Raw genomic sequence first — 18,490 nt, forward strand, 5'->3', positions numbered from 1 at the left:
TCTTCCTTCGGTGAGCACCGCGACCCGGGTGAAAAAGACCCGGCTTTTCGACCTGCCCGAGATGCGCTGGGCGGCGGCGTCCCTGGTCCTGTTCCTCGTCGGGCTGCTCGCCCACGTGAGCCACGCGCCCGCCTCCCGGTGGGGCCCGCTGTTCGCCGCCTGCTACCTGGCCGGCGGCTGGGAACCGGCTCTCGCCGGCCTCAAAGCCCTGCGGGACAAGACCCTCGACGTCGACCTGCTGATGATCGTCGCGGCGATCGGTGCCGCCGCGATCGGCCAGGTGATCGACGGCGGGCTGCTCATCGTCATCTTCGCCACCTCGGGCGCGCTCGAGGCGCTGGCCACGGCACGCACCCAGGATTCCGTACGCGGTCTGCTTGATCTTGCTCCGGAGACGGCCACCAGGATCGACGCGGACGGTGAGTCGACGGTGGCGCGAGCCGACCTCGCGATCGGTGACGTCATCCTGGTACGCCCCGGCGAGCGCATCGGCGCCGACGGGCGAGTCGTCACGGGCGCCAGCGAGGTGGACCAGGCGACGATCACCGGCGAGGCCCTGCCGGTGGACAAGTCCGCGGGCGACGACGTGTTCGCCGGCACCGTGAACGGGACGGGTGCGCTGCGCGTGCGGGTCGGCCGGGCGGCCGGTGACTCGGTCGTCGCCCGGATCGCGTCGCTGGTCGAGCAGGCCGCCACCACCAAGGCCCGCACGCAGCTGTTCATCGAGAAGGTCGAGCAGCGCTACTCCGTCGGCGTGGTCGCCGCGACCCTGGCGTTGTTCTTCCTCCCGCTCGCGTTCGGCCGGCCGCTGACCGAGACGCTGCTGCGGGCGATGACGTTCATGATCGTGGCCTCGCCCTGCGCCGTGGTGCTGGCGACGATGCCGCCGCTGCTGGCCGCGATCGCCAACGCCGGACGCCACGGTGTGCTCGTCAAGTCCGCCGTCGTGATGGAGCGCCTCGGCTCGACCGATCTGGTGGCGTTCGACAAGACCGGGACGCTGACCAGGGGCACGCCGAAGGTGGTCCGGATCGTGACACTGGACTCCGCGCCCTGGACCGAGAACGAGGTGCTCGCGTTCGCCGCGGCGGCCGAGCACCCCAGCGAGCATCCCCTCGCCACGGCCGTCGTCGCGGCCGCGCGCGAACGCGGGCTGCCGATCGGCGACGCCCAGGACTTCGTCGCGCTGCCCGGCCGCGGCGTCCGCGCCCGCGTCGACGGCTTCGTGGTGGAGATCGGGGCGGCCACGGGTGATGTGCGGACCACCGGATACACCACGGTGGTGGTGATGGTCGACGGGCACGAGGCCGGGCTCCTGGCCATATCGGACGAGATCCGCGCCGAGTCGATCGGCGCCGTCGAGCGGCTGTCCGCGCTCACCGGCCGCCCGCCGCTGCTGCTGACCGGCGACAACCAGGCCGCGGCCCGGCGGCTGGCCGATGTCGTCGGCATCCGGGACGTCCGGGCCGGGCTGCTGCCCGCGGACAAGGTCACTCAGGTCCGGGCGCTGCAACGCGACGGTCGCCGGGTCACGGTGGTCGGCGACGGCGTGAACGACGCACCCGCCCTGGCCGCGGCACACGCGGGCATCGCGATGGGCGGCGCGGGCGCCGATCTCACCGTGGAGACCGCCGACGCCGTTGTCGTACGCGACGACCTGCACGCCATTCCGGCGGTCGTCGACCTCTCCCGGCGGGCGCACCGGGTGGTGGTCGCGAACCTGGTCATCGCCGCGACGGTGATCGTCATCCTGGTGGCTCTCGACCTGGCCGGCCGGCTCCCCCTCCCCCTCGGCGTCGCCGGGCACGAAGGCTCCACCGTGATCGTAGGGCTCAACGGTCTCCGACTACTGCGCCGGTAGGCACGGCCCACGAAGGCCACGGCCGGGCATCTTCCGGCAGCATTCCACGAAGCAGCACGTACGCCTCGGCCAGCCCCGGCCGATCTCCCGGCGAAGCGGCGCACAACCGGTCGATCACGTCGTGCACCGGCGCCGGGGGCACACCCTGAACCGGCGGGTCTCCGGTCAGCGCCTCCCGCAAGGCGATACCGAGCCCGTACACGTCCATCCCCGTCCCGATCGGTTCGCACGCCTCCATCTCGGGCGCCGCGTACCCGGGCGTCCCGACCGGGCGGCCCGCCGGCTGGGTGGCGCCCAGTTCCCGTGCCTGCCCGAAATCCACCAGCACCGGCCGCCGGTCGCGCAGCACGATGTTGTCCGGTTTCACGTCGACGTGCGCCAGGCCGCGCCCGTGCAGCGCGCGCAGCCCGGTCAGCAGTTGCAGGCCGAGGATCGCGACGTCGGTCTCGACCAGCTTCCCGTTGTCGTCGATCTCGTCGGCGAGGGTGGGACCGTCCACATACTCCAGTGCGATGAACGGCACCGGCCCGGCCACGTCCGAGGCGTACAGGCGGGGTAGTACCGGGTGTGGGTTGTCGTGCAGCGCGCGCACCTCGCGGGTCAGGGCCAGGGCCGCCCGCGGGTGCGTGACCATGTGCGGCCGGGCGAGTTTGAGGACCGCCGGGCTCCACAGGCTCGGTGACCAGACAACCCACGTCTCGCAGCGCTTGCCCACCGCCAGCCGGTCCCAGGACAGGAACCCGCCGGGCATCGGCGCGTTCTCGCCATAGGGCCAGATCGGTTCGCCGTCGACGTCGTCAAGGGTCATCCTGGTCTCCGATGCCGAGATTGCGGAGGTCCACCCGGTTGGTCGTCCCCGGGTGGACCTCCGCTACTTGATAACCGCGGAGTTTCTAGTCGCAACGCGACTTGCTGCGCGACTTGCTACGCGAATCGCTGCGGCTGTGGTCGTGCTTGCCGTGGTGCTTCTTCCAGTACTCCAGCGGCGTCTGAATCCGGCCTGCCATGCTGTCCACCTCCCCTCAGCGGCTCGATGTTCACGACACGGTCGGCGATCGCCGCCGTGCCCTGGTCGTGGGTGACGAGCAGGACCGTGCGGTCCGCTGTCGCGGATCGAATCGCTCGCATGATCGACGCGGCCGCGGCCGGGTCCAGCGAGGCGGTCGGCTCGTCCAGCAGCACGAGCGGTGCGTTCGAGATGGCGGCCCGGGCCAGCGCGACGCGTCGCCGCTGACCGCCGGACAGGCGTACGCCACCCTCGCCCAGCGAGGTGTCGTAGCCGTCCGGCAGCCGCTGCGCGAACTCGTCGACCAGGGCCGCCCGGCTCGCGGCGAGCACGTCGGCTCGGGTGGCGTCGGCCGAGCCGAACGCGATGTTCTCGGCCAGGCTGCCGTCCAGCAGCCACGGGTCCTGCGGCACGAAGGCGATCCGCTCGCGCAGGCTCTGCAGCTTGCAGTCGCGCACGTCCACACCGTCGATGCGCAGGCTGCCGGACTCGACGTCGTACAGGCGCAGCAGCAGATGCAGGGTGGTGCTCTTGCCGGCGCCGCTCGGGCCGATCAGGGCCACCGTCTCGCCGGCGCGGATGCGCAGGTCGAAGTCGTGCAGCACGGGCCGGTCCCGGTCGTAGCCGAAGCCGACGGAGTGGAAGCGCACCTCATCACGCAGCATCGGGGCCGTGGTGGCGTCCGGCCGCTCGACGATGGCGTCGTCGCTGTCGAGCACCTCGGCCACCCGGACCGCGCTGGCCGAGGCCTTGGCCAGCGTGCTGGACAGCCGGGTCAGCGCCCGCACCGGTGAGTACAGGTCGGCCAGGTAGGCGACCACCACCAGCAGTTCGCCGGTGGTGAGCTGCCCGGCCAGCACCTCCCGGCCGCCGACCACCAGCACCAGCCCGGCGCCGACCGCCAGCACCACGTCGGCCAGCGGTGCCCAGCGCGCCGAAACGTCGATCGCCTTGACCTCGGTCCGCAGCAGCGCGCTGTTGCGGATGCCGAACACCCGTGCGGCCCGATCGGTGCGTCCGAAGGCCTGCACCGCCCGTACGTTGCGCATGAGATCGGTGGTGGTGGCGGCCAGCCGGCCGGACTCGGCCCGGGCGTCCTGCTGCGCCGCGCGCACCCGCCGCCGCTGCCGGATCGCGAGCAGGGCCAGCGGCGGCAGGACCGCCACCGCGACCAACGCCAGACCCAGGTCGAAGAAGAGCAGGATGACCAGCACCGTGACCAGCATGATCACGCCGGGTACCAGGATCTCGACCAGCGCCACGACCGCGTCCAGCATCCGGCCGACGTCGGTGGTGAGGCGGGACAGCAGCTCCCCGCTGGGCATCCGGTCGTGCCAGCGCAGCGAGCGGGTCACCGCGTGGTCGAACAACCGGGCCCGCAGCCGCGCCCCCATGCGTTCGGCCGCGCGTTCCACGCTCATCACGGCGGCCATGTCGACCAGGCCGGACACGGCGCTGAGCCCGACGGTGGCGGCGGCCGCGACCACCAGCAGGATGGGACGCGGATTCTCGGCGCCGATCACCTGATCCACCGCGTACGCCAGCGGCCACGGCTGGGCCAGCGCCAGCAGAACCTGCAGCACGTTCAGCCCCGCTCCCGCGGCCAGCGCCGGCACCTCTGCCCGCACCGAGGGTCCCGCCACGGTCACGGCGAGTGGGATGAACGGCATGGGAAGGACTTTCGTCGGCCTCCGGTCCGACCGCCATTGCACCTTGGTACTAGTCCCCGAGTCCCTAAGCTGCGGATATGACCTCGACCGCCGGGCTGGTCGCCCGTTTTACCGCGGTCGGGCTGGCGGTGCTGGCCGCGCTGGTGGTCTTGCTGGCGATGGCGACCCGCAAGGCCGGCGCGGATCAGGCCACGAAGGCCGTGAGCGAGGTCGCCTTGGTGACCGCCAAGGGCGTGGTCGAACCGCGGCTGGACGCACAGGTGGTCGCCGGCGACCCGCTCGCGCTGCGCGGCTTCGACGATGCCGTGCGCCGGTACGTGCTGAGCCCGATGCTGGTGCGGGTGAAGCTCTGGGACGACACCGGCAAGATCGTCTACTCGGACCAGCCGCAGCTCATCGGCACCCGCTGGACGTTCGACGACCACGAAGTCGACGCCTTGCGGCAGCAGCGGGTCAACACCGAGATCAGCGACCTGTCCCAAGCCGAGAACCGGTACGAGACCGGCTACGGCAAGCTGCTCGAATGCTATGTCCCGGTGCGCGCCGCCACCGGGCAGAACATGCTGTTCGAGGTGTATTTCCGGTACAACGCGGTGGACCAGGCGGGGCAGGCGGCATGGCGCCAGTTCGCCCCGATCTCGCTCGGTGCCCTGGTCGCCCTGGTGGTTCTGCAGATCCCGCTGGCCTGGTCGCTGGCCCGGCGCCTGCAACGCCAGCAGCGCGAACGCGAGGCGCTGCTGCGGCACGCCGTGGAGGCCTCGGACGCCGAGCGCCGCCGCATCGCCGGCGAGCTGCACGACGGGGTGGTCCAGCAGCTCACCGGGGTGACGTACGCGCTGGACGCGGCCCGGCTCGGCCGGCCGGACGCGCAGCGGCAGACCGAGGTGATCACCGAGGCCGCAGCCGAGTTACGGTCCGGGATCGGCGCCCTGCGTTCGCTGCTGGTCGACATCTATCCGCCGAACCTGGCCGAGGAGGGGCTGGTCTCGGCCCTGGTGGAGCTGGCCGGCGGGCTGGAGCGGACCGGGATCCAGACGAACCTGGACCTGCCGGACACCGACGACTTCCCGGAGGTCACCGCGGGCCTGCTGTTCCGGGCCGCGCAGGAGACGTTGCGCAACGTCGTCACGCACAGCGGCGCCCGCCAGGTGGACATCAAAGTCAGCGTTCAGGACGGGACGGTCCGCCTGGTGGTGGATGATGACGGCCGGGGTTTCGACGGCGACCTGCTCGCCGAACGCAGCGGGGGCGGCCACTTCGGCCTGCGGGCCCTCAGCGACCTGATCGCCGGAGCGCGGGGCCGGCTGCTGATCCGGTCCGGCCCGGCCGCCGGAACCCGAGTGGAAGTGGAGGTTCCGGTCGATGATCCGGGTGCTGATCGTCGATGATCACGCGGTGGTCCGGCGTGGCCTGGCGCAGCTCCTGGCCACGACCGACGACCTGATCCTGGCCGGCGAGGCCGCGGACGGCGAGGTCGCCGTCGGGATGGCCGCCGAGCTGCGCCCCGACGTGGTGCTGATGGACCTGTCGATGCCGCACCTGGAAGGCGTCCACACGATCGCCCGCATCCTGGCCACCCAACCGGAGCTGCACATCCTGGTGCTGACCTCGTTCAGCGACCACAACCAGATCCTCGACGCGCTGCAGGCCGGCGCCAAGGGTTACCTGCTCAAGCACGCCGAGCCGGAGACGATCCTGTCCGGCATCCGCGAGGTGGTGGCGGGCCTGTCCCCGCTCGACCCGAAGGCGGCCCGCGCGCTGCTCACCGGCCGCCGCGCGCCACGACCCGGCCCCGAGCTGAGCGACCGCGAACGCGAGGTGCTCGAACTGGTCGGCGAGGGCCTGCCGAACCGGTCGATCGCACGCTCGCTGGGCATCACCGAGCGCACCGTCAAGGCCCACCTGACCAGCATCTACCAGCAACTCGGCGTCACCGACCGCACCCAGGCCGCCCTCTGGGTCCAGCGCCAGACCCACACCGAAACCTGACCCATCCGGTACGCCGCCGCCCCGCCCCCCACCGCACCAAATCCCCACCCCGCCTCCGGCGGCTGCCGCCGCGATCTGACCGCGCCGGCGCGCCTTTGCCGCGCGCGCCGGGCGCAGCGATTGACGCGTGGCTTCCGACACCATCGTCTGGTACCGAACGAACACCCGCCGTACCTTTCGAGCATGGGTAAGGCAATGCGGGCGAGTCTTCTCGAAACGTTGAATAGCCAGGTCGACGAAATCGCCGAGCACGTCGCGGCCGTGTTACTGAGTTCCATTCCGGGATTTGCCGATCGCGGAGACGACCTGCACAAACTCACCACCCTCACGCTGACGGATTTCCTCCGGCATGCCGACGGGGCCAGAACGGAGCTCGACCCGCTGCTGATCGACCGCGCCCACGAACTCGCCCGGAGCGGACTCGACGGCGGATCGGCCGCCCATTTCTGGCGCGTCATCAGTCAGGAGCTCTGGAGCTGGCTGACCGTGCGAAACTCCGCGATCTTCGACCTGCGCGGCGACGGGTTAGCGGTGTGGAATGGTTTCCTGGCGACCCACGAACGCTACGCCGCCGCTTTCATGGACGCCTTCTTCGAGACGCAGAGCGAGCTTCGCGCCGCCGAGCTGTCCTGCCGCCGCGTTTCGCTCGACGACCTTCTCGCCGGTAAGTCGCCGGACCAGACCGAAAGCATGCTGCAGGTCCTCGGCATCCGGACGGAACAGGTGGTCATCGCGCGGTTCTCTTTCACCGGCGACGCCCCGAACGATCCGTCCGATCCGGGCTCCCGGTTCCAGCCGCTGATCCGCGAGATGCAGGCACACACCCGGCGCTTACCGTGGACGGTGTCGGACGGCAGCCTGGTCCTGTGCCTCCCGTACGACGAGCGCACGCGGGACAGCATCCGGCGGCTGTCCGAGCACCTCGACACCAACGTTCGCATCGGGATCAGCCGTCCCTGGCCGGTGGCCGGCAGTCTCGCCGCCGCCAACCGGCAGGCCGAACTGGCCCGCCGCGGTGCCGGCGCGACCACCCGGATCGTGGATTTCGGCACGCTCTCGCTCATGCAGGTCGCCGCGCTGCACGTCGACCTGCCGGCCGACGACGTTCCCGAGTCGCTGAACATCCTCTTCACCGAGGACGCGAAATCGGATCACGAATGGCTCCGCACCGCCGAAGCGTTGCTGCAGGCCCACGGCAGCATTTCCGGAGCGGCCAATCTGCTCCGCGTCCATATGAACACCATTTACTACCGGATCGCGGCGGCCCGCCGGGTCACCGGTCTTGACCTTCGCAGTCCCGGTGTTCTCGCCGACATTCAATTCCTGCAGACGTGCCGGAGCTTCGGGCGATACGTCGCCTGAGCGTTGTGCGATCGCACAGCGAGCCGGCGATTTCTCGTGAAGTCCTCCCAATGACGCCGCCCCGGTTCGCGCACATAGTTGACGCCATGGAACTCGGTCTCGCCTTACCCACCGCCGGTCCGCAGACGTCCCCGGAAACGATCGTCAAGGTCGCTCAAGAGGCGGAAATGATCGGTTACGACGCCCTATGGACGTTCGAGCGCCTGCTCCGCCCGCTGGAGAAGGTGGTGCTGTGGACCGGCGGCGAACCCCAGATGGTGCCCGAGTTCTACCGCTCGACGTACGAGCCGCTGGAGACCCTGAGCTATGTCGCCGCGGTGACCGAGCGGGTCAAGCTCGGCACCGCCGCGCTGGTGGCGCCGCTGCACGTGCCGGTGATGCTGGCCCGCCGGTTCGCCACCCTGGACCAGCTCAGCGGCGGCCGGGTCATCGCCGGGGTGGCGCAGGGCTGGGAGCCGCACGAGTTCGAGACGGCGAACGTGCCGAGCCGCCGCAAGGGCGCCCGCACCGAGGAGTTCATCGCGGCGATGCGGGCCGTGTGGGGTCCGGACCCGGTGCAGCACGAGGGCGAGTTCTACCAGATCGCCCCGTCGCAGGTGAACCCGAAACCGGTCCAGGCGCACATTCCGGTGCTGCTGGGCGCGACGTCGCCGGCCGCCGTCAAGCGCGCCGCCCGGATCGCGGACGGCCTGCTCCCGCTGACCTCGTCGGCGAAGGAACTGCGCGACATCGTGTCCGGCTTCCACGACGCGGCCCGGGCGGAGGGCCGCAACCCCGCGGACCTCATGGTGGTCCTGCAGGCGCCCTGGCCGACCCCGCTCACCCGCGACCCGATCGGCGACGGCCGCCCCTTCCTCGGCGGGTCGCCCCGGCAGGTCGCCGAGGACCTGCTGACCGCCCGCGAGATCGGCGTGACCCAGGTGTACCTCGCCGGCGGCCAGGGCCTCGGCCTTGAGCTGGGCATGCAGGCCGCGGACGTGGACGAGTGGCTCGGGCTGCTCGGCGAGGTGATCGTGGCGGCCGGCCGCCTCGGCGTCCTCGAGCCGTGACGATCGGACGGTAGCGACGTTTCCGGGTCAGGGCCCGAATCCCGCGTTGCTCCCAAGCCGGGCCGCGGCGGATCTCGATGCCGCACGGACCGGGTGCCGACCGACGCGACCCGCCCGGCGAAACGCAGCAATACCCACCCCCGCGCTGCGATCCCAGTCGCCGGCGTGTGGAAGTCGTTCGGTGCCGACGTCACCGTCCTCGAGGCGCTGCCCATCGGCGGAGCCGACCCGCCCAGACGACGCGAGCAGCAACAGTCGACACGACCACATGGGGTGGCAGCAAGTCGATCGGCACCGAGACCTCTGACGCGAAGGTCTCTAGATCATCTCCAGACGAGTAGGTGGTGGTCGGCGGTGAGTGACCGGGTCGCGGTGTGGCGCGGTGGCGCGGCGGTGTCAGAGCTGAGGCGCTGTGGCGATCCGTTCGCCGCCGGGCGGTCTCGCTATGTGGACACCGCGATCACATGATGGATTTTTGTGAACCTTGGAGAGTTGCGCCCACATACGAGCCATAACTCTCCAAGGTTCACCTTCGGCCGGAAAAACTGCCGGGCGAAAGCCTCGTTACGTGACAAAGATACTCTCTACAATGGACGCCGGTCTCACATCGCGGACGGTGGGTCCATGATGCGGACGCGGGTCTCAGCAGGCGGTCACCCGTCTCACGGAATGGAAGCGCCGAGCGCCCGCGCGCCGAGTCCGCCCGTCCGGCGGCTCAGTCAATCCAGGAAATTTCGTGAAATGTCGGACATGCTAGAGGGGCGACCGGGCGACCGGGCGACCGGGCAGGCTGGCGACCGGGCAGGCTGGCGACCGGGCAGGCTGGCGACCGGGCAGGCTGGCGACCGGGCAGGCTGGCGACCGGGCAGGCTGGCGACCGGGCAGGCTGGCGACCCGGCGGGCTGGCGGACGGACGACCGGGCGACCGGGCTGGCGGACGGACGACCGGGCTGGCGGACGGACGACCGGGCGGGCTGGCGGACGGACGGCGATCAGATCGCTGATCGCCTACGGTCACTGATTCACGATTCGCCTACGGCCGCTGGCTCGCCTGCGGCCACTGACTCGGCTTAGGACTTACTCGTCTAATTAGTGGCCGGCCTCGTACTCCGCGATCGTGAGGTGGCCGATCGCCCGCTGGCGGTGCCGGGCGTCGGCGCTCGTGCCGGTGCCGACGTACGAGGCCGCGCACATGATCACGACCCCGAACGTGAGCAGCGTGACGCAGGTGCTCACCGAGAGGGCGAACGGCTCCGGGGTCGTCCGGATGAACGTCAGACCGAACACGCCGAGCGCCATGGCCAGCGCGGCGAGCAGGAAGCCCAGCCAGTGGTCGACGTTGCGCCCGAGGACGGCCGCGACGACCAGCGCCAGGCCCATCAGCACGCTCAGCAAGCCGAAGGTGCCGTTGGCCTGCAGCCCGCCGACCGACGCGCCGTCGCCGCCGAAGCCGTCGGCCACGATCCAGAGGACGCCCCAGATCGCCAGGAGCAGGCCGCCGATGGCGATGACCGTCCGGTAGAAGCCGCGCAGATCGTGGTTGAGGGGAAGGTGCCCGATGATGGTGAGGCGACGACTCGTATCGACCATCGTCACAGCATAGTGGCCGACATCCACTGTGGTCAGTGCCTCAGCGGCCAATGGCACCGATGGTGATTTATCATGCCGAGCCGGGCAGCGAGTCCGCAGGGAGTTGAGGCGCTCGGCTCTTCTCGTCTCGCCCGGTGACGTTGCTGTGGGTACGCTCGCGGTAACACCGGGCAAGCCAGACGGCGCGGACGGGAGACGCGATGCAGGCCCTGCTGGGATCGCTGACCGAGAAAGAGCAGCTGCTCGTGGCCGAGACCGAGCGTGAGCAGCTCGCCGAGCTTTCCGAGGACGACCTCGTCGAGCTCCACACCCGCGTGCGGCGGATGCGCGACAAGTACGTGTCGATGTACCGGCGGAACTCGGCCGGCCGGGTCGACGAACTCGGCGGGCGCGGCTTCGCCTACCGGAAGGGCACGCGCGACCGGGCGAAAGCCGAGGTCTTCGAGGATGCCCTGGCCCGGGTGAGCCGGCAGCTCGCGGCCGCGGCCCGCGCATCGGCCCGCGCCCTGCGCGCCGAGCGGCTGGCCGAAGCCCGTGCCATGCGCAACACCGACGTGCCGGTCTCCGAGAAAGCGGCGTCACCCCTGCCTGCCTCGCAGCAACTCGACCGGCGGCCACGCACCCCGGACCGCGTCAAACGGCACTCCACCACGCGCGCCGCCACCGGCCGCGTGCAGGCACGCCGCGACAGTCGGTGACGCGACCCGCACGGTGTGCGGTGACCGGAACGATGCGACATGCGAGATTGTTCGCCTCTCGTTTGGAGATCAAGACGGGGTGTGGCCTTATGGTTACCCCATGGTGGTGGAGGACATCGGCCCGTACGCGAGCCGGGAACAGGTCATGACCGCTCTAGCCCTGGTGGTTCACGAACCGGGCGTCCGGCCCGAGATGGCGGCGACCACGACGCTGGGGCACGCGCTGAACGCAGCGGGTCTGCAGACGACGGATTTCGAGCAGAAGGTCCTCATTGACCTGGCGCAGAAACTGCCGCCGACGACCGCGCAGGTCATCGCCGGGCTGATTCTGCGGGCGGCCCGCACGGCGGCTTCCTGACTTTCGCTGGCCCGGACCGCGCGGGCAGGGCTACGGTGGGGCACCGCTGTGAAGTGACCGACGACACACCGTCGTCGCCGATCACGGAGGCCCGATGCCCCCCGAAAGTGAATCACTGCGCGTGTTCCCGCGACGGCAGTCGTACGTGTCCGAAAAGGTGCGCGACTGTCGGGTCTACATCGGACAAACGCTCCTCACCCTGATCGGCGGGCGCCGGCGATGACGGCTCAGCTCGCCTGGGCCTGGGAACAGCAGCGGATCTGGTCGCTTGCCGCCACCCGGCTCAAGCGTCGCATCGACCGCGCCCGCCTGACCGCTCTCATGCTCGCCGTCGCCACCGCCGCGCTCGCCGTCGCCGCCGACCAGGTCGGGGGCCTGTCGGAAACCGCGGGCCGTGTCCTCAGCGTCCTCGCCGCCGTCACCGTCGGCGTCGCCACGCTCGTGCAACGGCAGGTCAGCACCGAGCAGATCCGGGACTGGACGCGCGCCCGCGCCACCTCCGAGGGCCTCAAGAGCGAGATCTACGGCTACCTCGCCGGCAGCACGGCGTACAAAGACGACAACCGCGACCACCACCTCGGGGACGAAAGCCGCAAAATCGTCGACGCCGTGGGCGACCTGCAACGCCACACCATCGGCATCCACCCCGAGCCGCGGGGCCTCCCGGCCGTGCACGACCTCACCACCTACATCGCCGTGCGCGTCCGCGACCAGATCGACTTCTACCACCGCAGGGCCGGGCACTATGAAACCCGCGTACGGCAAATGCGCCTTGCCGGTGATCTCCTCGGTCTCGCCGCGGTGGCCCTGGCCGCGGTCGGCGCGTCGTTCCGGCTGGACGGCTTCACCGCCTGGGTGCCGGTCGTGACCACGATCGGCACCGCCGTCGCGGCCTACACCGCGGCGGCACGCTACGACCATCTCGTCATCGAGTACCTGCGGACGGCCCAGCGACTGCGCGGCATCACCGACAATCCGGGCACAACGGTCATCGACGACTGCGAGGCCGCTATCGCGATGGAGAACCAAGGGTGGATCGCGCGGTGGGAGCCGCCCCGGCAAAGCGGATGATGTTGCTATCCGCGCGCAGGTTGTAGCGTCCATCCATGGATCGCAACCGCCTCGCCGACCTCGCCGCGCGTGAACGGGCCACCTTCGCCGAGCGCAACCCGCGTTCGGCCGCGGCCCATCGCGGAGCGGCTCATCTGTTCGGCCGGGTGCCGATGACGTGGATGAGCAAGAACGCCGGCGGCTTCCCGGTCTACGTCGAGAGCGCCGCCGGGGCGTACCTGAAAGATATCGACGGCAACGAGTACGTGGACTTCTGCCTGGGCGACACCGGCGCGATGGCGGGCCACTCCCCCGCGCCGGTGATCGAGGCCGTCGAGCGGCGCCTGGGCCGGGGGGTCACGACCATGCTGCCGACCGAGGACGCCGCGGTCGCCGGGGCCGAGCTCGCGCGCCGGTTCGGGCTGCCGTACTGGAGTTTCGCCCTCACCGCGACCGACGCGAACCGCTGGGCGATCCGGTTGCTGCGCGCGGTCAGCGGCCGTTCGAAGATCCTGGTCAACAGCTACTGCTACCACGGCTCGGTGGACGAGTCGCTGATCGTCGTGGGTGCCGACGGCGAGGGGCGCAGCCGCGACGGGAACGTGGGCGCCCCGGCCGATGTCACCACGACGAGCCGGGTCGCCGAGTTCAACGACCTGGACGGCCTCGAACGGCAACTCGCGCACGGCGACGTCGCGGCGGTGCTGATGGAGCCGGCGCTGACCAACATCGGGATCGTGCTGCCCGAGCCGGGTTATCTCGACGGCGTGCGCGAGCTGACCCGCGCGTACGGCACTTATCTGATCAACGACGAGACGCACACGTTCTCGGCCGGGCCGGGCGGCGCCACCGCGGCCTGGGGGCTCACGCCCGACGTGGTCACCATCGGCAAGGCCATCGGCGGCGGCATCCCCGTCGGGGCGTACGGGCTCAGTGAGGATCTTTCCCGTACGCTGCTGGACCGCACCGATCTGGACCTGGTCGACATGGGCGGCGTCGGCGGCACCCTGGCCGGGAACCCGGTGTCGATGGCCGCCACGGTCGCCTGCCTGACGCACGTGCTCACCGGCAACGCCTTCGCCATGATGATCGACACGGCCACCGCCTTCGCGGACGGGGTACACAAGATCATTGACCAGTACGCCCTGCCGTGGTCGGTGTCGCAGCTCGGCGCCCGGGTCGAGTACCGGTTCACCGCTCCCGCCCCGCGCAACGGCACGCTGTCGGCGGCCAGCGCGGACAGCGAGTTGGAGGACTTCCTGCACACGTACCTGCTCAACCGAGGCGTGCTGCTGACCCCGTTCCACAACATGGCCCTGATGTCCCCGGCCACCACGATGCAGGACGTCTTCCGCCACCACGAGGTGTTCGCCGCCGCGATCGCCGAGCTGGCCGGCTAGTCTTCCCGGTGCGGCCGCAAAATCGTCTCCCTGCCGCCGGAGGACGCGGGTCGCTCGGCGTCGCCCACGGCAGGCGGCCCGGGCGGCGGGGGCACCGGCGGCTCGACCATGTCCACCGCGACCTGCGTGCCGGGTGGGACCGGTGTGCCCGGCGGGACGGCCTGGCGCCTCACCACCGCGTCGCCGGCCTTGCGCGCGGTGCGCCCGGAGGACACGACGTCACGAATACCCACGGCAAGCACCGCATTCAAAGGTGCCGATCTCCACGGCCCGGCCGCACGCCGTTCCTCGCAATCGCCGTAAATACCGGCATTTCACTCGTAGCCTTACCCCATGGGTCTGTTCGGCGGCCGCTCATCCGGCCCACCACCCGCGCCCCAGCCCGTGCCGCAGGACATCGAGGCGCTCCAGGAACTGGTCAAGAACCTGGAGTCCGCGACCGACGAGGCGAGCACCTGGCGCATCTACTGCTCCACGCACGCCGAGTTCTACAACCTGCCGTACGTCGCCGCCTGGGTCGTCACCGCCGGCACGCCACGGCTCGAGTATGAGACCGGCGCGCAGAAGGCCGCGATGAGCGGCACCACCGCACACGCCGGCCTGGTCACCCGGGCGGTACGCGCGGGCCGCCCGCTACACGTCGACGAGACGAACGGCGAGTCCGACCTGCGGTTCGACGCCGCCAAGCGGGCCGGCATGCGCTCGGCCACGGTGATCCCGCTGGTCGACCACGGCCAGGTGGTGGCCGCCCTGGAGTACTTCGACCGCGAGGCCATCAGGGTCGACGACGCGCTGCTGTCGAAGTGGGCCGCGCTCGGCCGGGTCGCGCAGCAGGCCCGGGTCGCCGCGCTGTCCGCCTTCTACACCCGGCAGGTCGCCGACGACCGGCTCGCCGTCACCTCGGTGGTCGGCGCGCTCGGGCACACCGAGGACTCGAGCCTGGCGATCCGGTCCGCGCTGGACGCGGTCCGCAAGGCCTTCCATTGGGCGTACGGATCGTACTGGGAGCTCGACGAATACGAGAACGTCCTGAAGTTCAAGGTCGAGTCGGGCAACGCGGGCGACGAGTTCAAGAAGGTCACGCTGGCGGCCACGTTCGCCGAGGGGGTCGGCCTGTCCGGGCGCGCGTGGCGGGCGCGGGACCTGGTCTTCGTACGGGACATCGGCGAGCTGACCGACTGCGTACGGGCGCCGGCCGCGCAACGTGCCGGGGTGCGTTCCGGGGTGTGCTTCCCCATCGTCATCAACGATCGCATCATCGGCACCATGGACTTCTTCACCACCGACTTCGTGGAGCTCTCCGAGTCGCGGACGTCGGCGCTGCGCAACGTGCAGCAGCTGGTGTCGCAGCGCCTCGAGGTGGTGCACGCGGTCGAGTCGTCCTCGAACAACGCCCGGAACCTGCTGGACACCGTGTCCCGGCTGCGCGATGCCACCACCGACGCGGCCCGGGTCGCCGACGAGGCGGTCAGCCGGGCCTCGGACATGACCGGCGACGTGAACGCGCTGGGCGACGCGTCGGCGGCCATCGGCGACGTCATCAAGATAATCTCGTCGATCGCCGACCAGACGAATCTGCTGGCACTGAACGCGACGATCGAGGCGGCCCGCGCCGGAGAGATCGGTAAGGGCTTCGCGGTGGTCGCGGGCGAGGTGAAGGAGCTGGCCCGGGAGACGGCGGAGGCGACGAAGAAGGTGTCCGAGCAGATCGCGGCGTTGCAGGCGAGCGCCGACTCGGTGGCGGCCGGCATCGGCACGACAAGCGAGACGATCGGGCAGATGGACGCGGTGCAGGCCCGGATCGGCGAGGTCCTGGAGGAGCAGGCGACGATCGCCCACACGTTCGAGCGCTGACGGGGTTTCATCGCGGCCGATAGAGTCCCGATCGTGGTGGCTCCCCTTCCGCTGGGCACGTTTCCGACGTCGATCGGCGGGTGTAGGGACTTTCTCACGCTGGGACGGGGTGGGGCGGGGGATGCCTCACGCAGCCCGGTCAGGCTTGATGTCTGCGTGAGTCATCCCCCGCCCCACCCCTTGCATGGGATTTCCGTGCCGGCCAGGTGGTGGCTTACTCGTCGCTGGCCGCATGGCCGGGCTCGGTCGCTTCCCTCCCGGTCGGCGGTCCGGCTGCCGCGCTGTCGTCGCCCCAGGACTATCGGTCCGGCGAGCAGGCCTGAGCGGTGGGTCAGGCAACCGAACCGTGCCGCCCACCCTCAGAACCAAACCCGCATCGGCGATTAGCTCTCGCCCGGCGGCGGGTGTAGGCCCGCTGTGGCCGAGCCCGGCGAGTAGGTTGCGCCCGGTGGTGGGCGTCAGCCCGCTGGGGCTGGGGTTGGCGAGTAGCTTGCGCCTGGTGGTGGGGTCGGGGGGTGAGGTGCGGCGGGTTTGACTCTGAGGGTGAGCGGCGCGGTTTCGTCGCATGACCCACCACTGAGGTCCGCTCGCCGGGGTGATAGGCCTGGGGTGACGACAGCGCGGCAGCCGGACCACCTGCCGGGAGGGGACCCGGCAAGCCCGGCCATGCGGCCAGCGGCGAGTAAGCCAACGCCTGCCCGGCGCGGATATCCCATGCAAGGTGTGGGGCGGGGGATGACTCACGCAGGTATCAAGCTTGACGGCCTGCGTGAGGCATCCCCCGCCCCACACCGTCCCAGCGTAAGAGAATCACCCCACCGATTGAGCAGCCTCGGCCATCTCTTTGATGGCAACAGCAGCACGAATAAACTGGTTGTCGGCCAAGTCTCGAATGGTGACGATGCCGAAGGCCAGCCGCAATCCTTCAGCCTCCTCTTCGGAGACACCGGACAACGCCGACACAGGCGCATTAACGAGATCCACCAACTGGCTGTTCTGAAACTCCGGGTCGAGAACCGCGTCGAGGTTCACGGAGACCGCCATTGCTGTGCCCTCCCTCGTGCGCCCGCCAGGTGAGGGCGCACTCACATGCTGTCACATCAATGCGACGCGGCGTCAGTCCTCAGCGGACGGTGCCCTCCGGCTCGACGTGACATTCAGGCCCCGGGAAGATCAAGCCCTCGTGCCCGTCGTCGAGCCAGCGAACCTCGTACGGCGGGCTCCCGTCAGCATGCCGCAGCGCCGTCACCACCGCCACCCGGGGCGTGTCGCCCACATGGACTCCCTTGACCACGATCCGGTCGCCGACCTGCGCGATCATTGTTACCTCCGCGACGATTCCGGCGCGGGCCCGGCGCCCGCGGTGCCCCTCTGCGCAGCATGCCCGGCCGGGGAGCCGGACGGAACCCCCGCCACGGCGATCATCGCGTCGGCGAACGTTCGACGCCAATTTATGTAGTCGTGGCCGCCGGTGTACTCCGTATAGGTCACCTTGTATCCGCGGTCGCGCAGAGTGTCGCGCATCGCCCGGTTCACGAACAGCTGGGTGGGCGCGCCGGCGACGGCGAACCGGGTCTCCAGGGTGCCGACGTCGAGGTAGAAGTGGACGTCCGAGCGAGGCTGCAGCGACGCCGAGCGGATCAGCCAGCCGGGCTCGCCCTCGTCCGGGGCCGGCCACCAGAAGCTGCCGGACTGGGCGATCACCGCGCCGAACGAGGACGGGTGGTGCAGACCGAGGTATGCGGCGGCGAGGCCACCGCGGGACTGGCCGGTCACGATGTTGCGGTGCTCGTCGCCCGCGCCCAGTTGTGCCCGGGCCCACGGCAGCAGTTCGGCCGTCACGAAAGCCCCGAGCGACGGCGTCGGGCTCAGCTCCTCGTCGCGCGTGCCGTCGAAGTTGCTGACAAACAACCCGACAAAGGGGGGAATCAAGCCTGAAAATAGCAAATTATCCAAAATGTCGGGCATGCGGAGCAGCGTACGGGAAAGGAAGCCGTCGAAAACCACCAGAATGGGCAATCCGGCGGCGGAAACGCCGTGCGGCCGGTAGACGGCTACCGACTTCGCCCGGCCCAGCACGGAACTCCACAAGGTCGTCGAGGTCACGCTTCCCGGCCGCGTGGGAGTGCGCGACCACGGCTCGGCGGGCGCATCGGGCAACGCCAATTCGGAGAGCCACACTTCCCGATCGCCCGGATCCTCCGGATCGGCCGGAAAATGCACCAGCGAGCTGTTCAGTGGATCGACGAATCCCGGCCCGTCCCCATTCCGGGACCGCGGCGCGGCTTGGGCGCCGTCGCGCTCGAAACAATACGTGGTGCGCAGATCGGCCGGGAACACCGCCGACCCGGCCCACAGATCCGTCTCCGGCACCCGCGCCATCGGGACATCGACGCTCCACCACGCGCGCAGCCGCGACGCCTGCCCCCGCCACAGGAACGTGACCAGGCGAGACGTCGCGTCAAACGGTTCGATCAGCGGTGATCCGAGGGTGAGCGGGTCGGCGGAAGAACCGGCGAGCATGCGGGCAACCTCGGGACTCTTCACGGCGACCACCTAACCGAAAGGATCTGGACCGCCACGAAGCGTTTCAAGCTGATCTA

Annotated in this window: 17 protein-coding genes; 10 read left to right on the forward strand and 7 right to left on the reverse strand. The window is 70.3% G+C overall.

The window, feature by feature from the left end:
* Nucleotides 1-61: 61 nt before the first annotated feature.
* Nucleotides 62-1,861 (forward strand): heavy metal translocating P-type ATPase, encoded by a 1,800-nt coding sequence (locus HH310_RS31675; RefSeq protein ID WP_169179414.1) that lies wholly within the window; start codon nt 62-64, stop codon nt 1,859-1,861.
* On the opposite strand, the gene HH310_RS31680 is transcribed toward HH310_RS31675, so the two are convergent.
* Nucleotides 1,833-2,669 (reverse strand): serine/threonine-protein kinase, encoded by an 837-nt coding sequence (locus tag HH310_RS31680; RefSeq protein WP_169179380.1) that lies wholly within the window; start codon nt 2,667-2,669, stop codon nt 1,833-1,835. The genes HH310_RS31675 and HH310_RS31680 overlap by 29 nt on opposite strands.
* Nucleotides 2,670-2,785: 116 nt before the next feature.
* Entirely contained in the window at nt 2,786-4,537 is a 1,752-nt protein-coding gene (locus HH310_RS31685) for an ABC transporter ATP-binding protein (protein ID WP_169179381.1), read from the reverse strand.
* Between the two features lie 77 nt (nt 4,538-4,614).
* Here HH310_RS31685 and HH310_RS31690 point away from each other — a divergent pair, with 77 nt between their 5' ends.
* The 4 genes from HH310_RS31690 (at nt 4,615) to HH310_RS31705 (ending at nt 8,937) form a co-directional block, all read left to right on the forward strand.
* Complete coding sequence (locus HH310_RS31690; protein WP_169179382.1) at nt 4,615-5,925, forward strand: sensor histidine kinase; 1,311 nt, start codon at nt 4,615-4,617, stop codon at nt 5,923-5,925.
* Nucleotides 5,900-6,526 (forward strand): response regulator transcription factor, encoded by a 627-nt coding sequence (locus HH310_RS31695; RefSeq protein WP_169179383.1) that lies wholly within the window; start codon nt 5,900-5,902, stop codon nt 6,524-6,526. Before HH310_RS31690 ends, HH310_RS31695 begins: the two co-directional genes overlap by 26 nt.
* Before the next feature lie 183 nt (nt 6,527-6,709).
* Nucleotides 6,710-7,888, forward strand: a complete 1,179-nt coding sequence (locus tag HH310_RS31700; RefSeq protein WP_169179384.1) for a CdaR family transcriptional regulator — start codon at nt 6,710-6,712, stop codon at nt 7,886-7,888.
* 86 nt (nt 7,889-7,974) lie between these two features.
* Nucleotides 7,975-8,937 carry a TIGR03619 family F420-dependent LLM class oxidoreductase gene (locus HH310_RS31705; protein ID WP_169179385.1) on the forward strand — a complete coding sequence of 321 codons (963 nt, stop codon included), beginning with the start codon at nt 7,975-7,977 and terminating at the stop codon, nt 8,935-8,937.
* A gap of 1,089 nt (nt 8,938-10,026) precedes the next feature.
* Here the strand turns inward: HH310_RS31705 and HH310_RS31710 are convergent.
* Complete coding sequence (locus tag HH310_RS31710; protein ID WP_169179386.1) at nt 10,027-10,527, reverse strand: hypothetical protein; 501 nt, start codon at nt 10,525-10,527, stop codon at nt 10,027-10,029.
* A 200-nt stretch (nt 10,528-10,727) separates the two neighbouring features.
* Here HH310_RS31710 and HH310_RS31715 point away from each other — a divergent pair, with 200 nt between their 5' ends.
* The 4 genes from HH310_RS31715 (at nt 10,728) to HH310_RS31730 (ending at nt 14,033) form a co-directional block, all read left to right on the forward strand.
* Nucleotides 10,728-11,225 (forward strand): hypothetical protein, encoded by a 498-nt coding sequence (locus HH310_RS31715; RefSeq protein ID WP_169179387.1) that lies wholly within the window; start codon nt 10,728-10,730, stop codon nt 11,223-11,225.
* A gap of 100 nt (nt 11,226-11,325) precedes the next feature.
* Nucleotides 11,326-11,583: a hypothetical protein gene (locus HH310_RS31720; protein WP_169179388.1), complete on the forward strand. Its 258-nt coding sequence runs from the start codon at nt 11,326-11,328 to the stop codon at nt 11,581-11,583.
* A gap of 219 nt (nt 11,584-11,802) precedes the next feature.
* Nucleotides 11,803-12,654 carry a DUF4231 domain-containing protein gene (locus tag HH310_RS31725; protein WP_169179389.1) on the forward strand — a complete coding sequence of 284 codons (852 nt, stop codon included), beginning with the start codon at nt 11,803-11,805 and terminating at the stop codon, nt 12,652-12,654.
* A gap of 35 nt (nt 12,655-12,689) precedes the next feature.
* Entirely contained in the window at nt 12,690-14,033 is a 1,344-nt protein-coding gene (locus HH310_RS31730; RefSeq protein WP_169179390.1) for a transaminase, read from the forward strand.
* Here the strand turns inward: HH310_RS31730 and HH310_RS31735 are convergent.
* Nucleotides 14,030-14,266, reverse strand: coding sequence for a hypothetical protein (locus tag HH310_RS31735; protein ID WP_169179391.1), 237 nt, complete (start codon nt 14,264-14,266; stop codon nt 14,030-14,032). The two genes, HH310_RS31730 and HH310_RS31735, sit on opposite strands and share 4 nt — an antisense overlap.
* 100 nt (nt 14,267-14,366) lie before the next feature.
* On the opposite strand from HH310_RS31735, the gene HH310_RS31740 reads away from it, so the two are divergent.
* Nucleotides 14,367-15,887 carry a methyl-accepting chemotaxis protein gene (locus tag HH310_RS31740; protein WP_169179392.1) on the forward strand — a complete coding sequence of 507 codons (1,521 nt, stop codon included), beginning with the start codon at nt 14,367-14,369 and terminating at the stop codon, nt 15,885-15,887.
* Between the two features lie 810 nt (nt 15,888-16,697).
* Here HH310_RS31740 and HH310_RS31745 read toward each other — a convergent pair.
* From HH310_RS31745 to HH310_RS31755, 3 genes are all read right to left on the reverse strand, one after another.
* Nucleotides 16,698-16,931 (reverse strand): hypothetical protein, encoded by a 234-nt coding sequence (locus HH310_RS31745; protein WP_169179393.1) that lies wholly within the window; start codon nt 16,929-16,931, stop codon nt 16,698-16,700.
* Between the two features lie 79 nt (nt 16,932-17,010).
* On the reverse strand, nt 17,011-17,208 hold the full coding sequence (locus HH310_RS31750; protein WP_169179394.1) for a DUF1918 domain-containing protein: 198 nt from the start codon (nt 17,206-17,208) through the stop codon (nt 17,011-17,013).
* A 2-nt stretch (nt 17,209-17,210) separates the two neighbouring features.
* Entirely contained in the window at nt 17,211-18,434 is a 1,224-nt protein-coding gene (locus tag HH310_RS31755; RefSeq protein WP_312034440.1) for an alpha/beta hydrolase-fold protein, read from the reverse strand.
* Nucleotides 18,435-18,490: the final 56 nt, after the last annotated feature.

It is taken from the genome of Actinoplanes sp. TBRC 11911 (assembly GCF_012933445.1).
Taxonomy (GTDB): Bacteria; Actinomycetota; Actinomycetes; order Mycobacteriales; family Micromonosporaceae; genus Actinoplanes.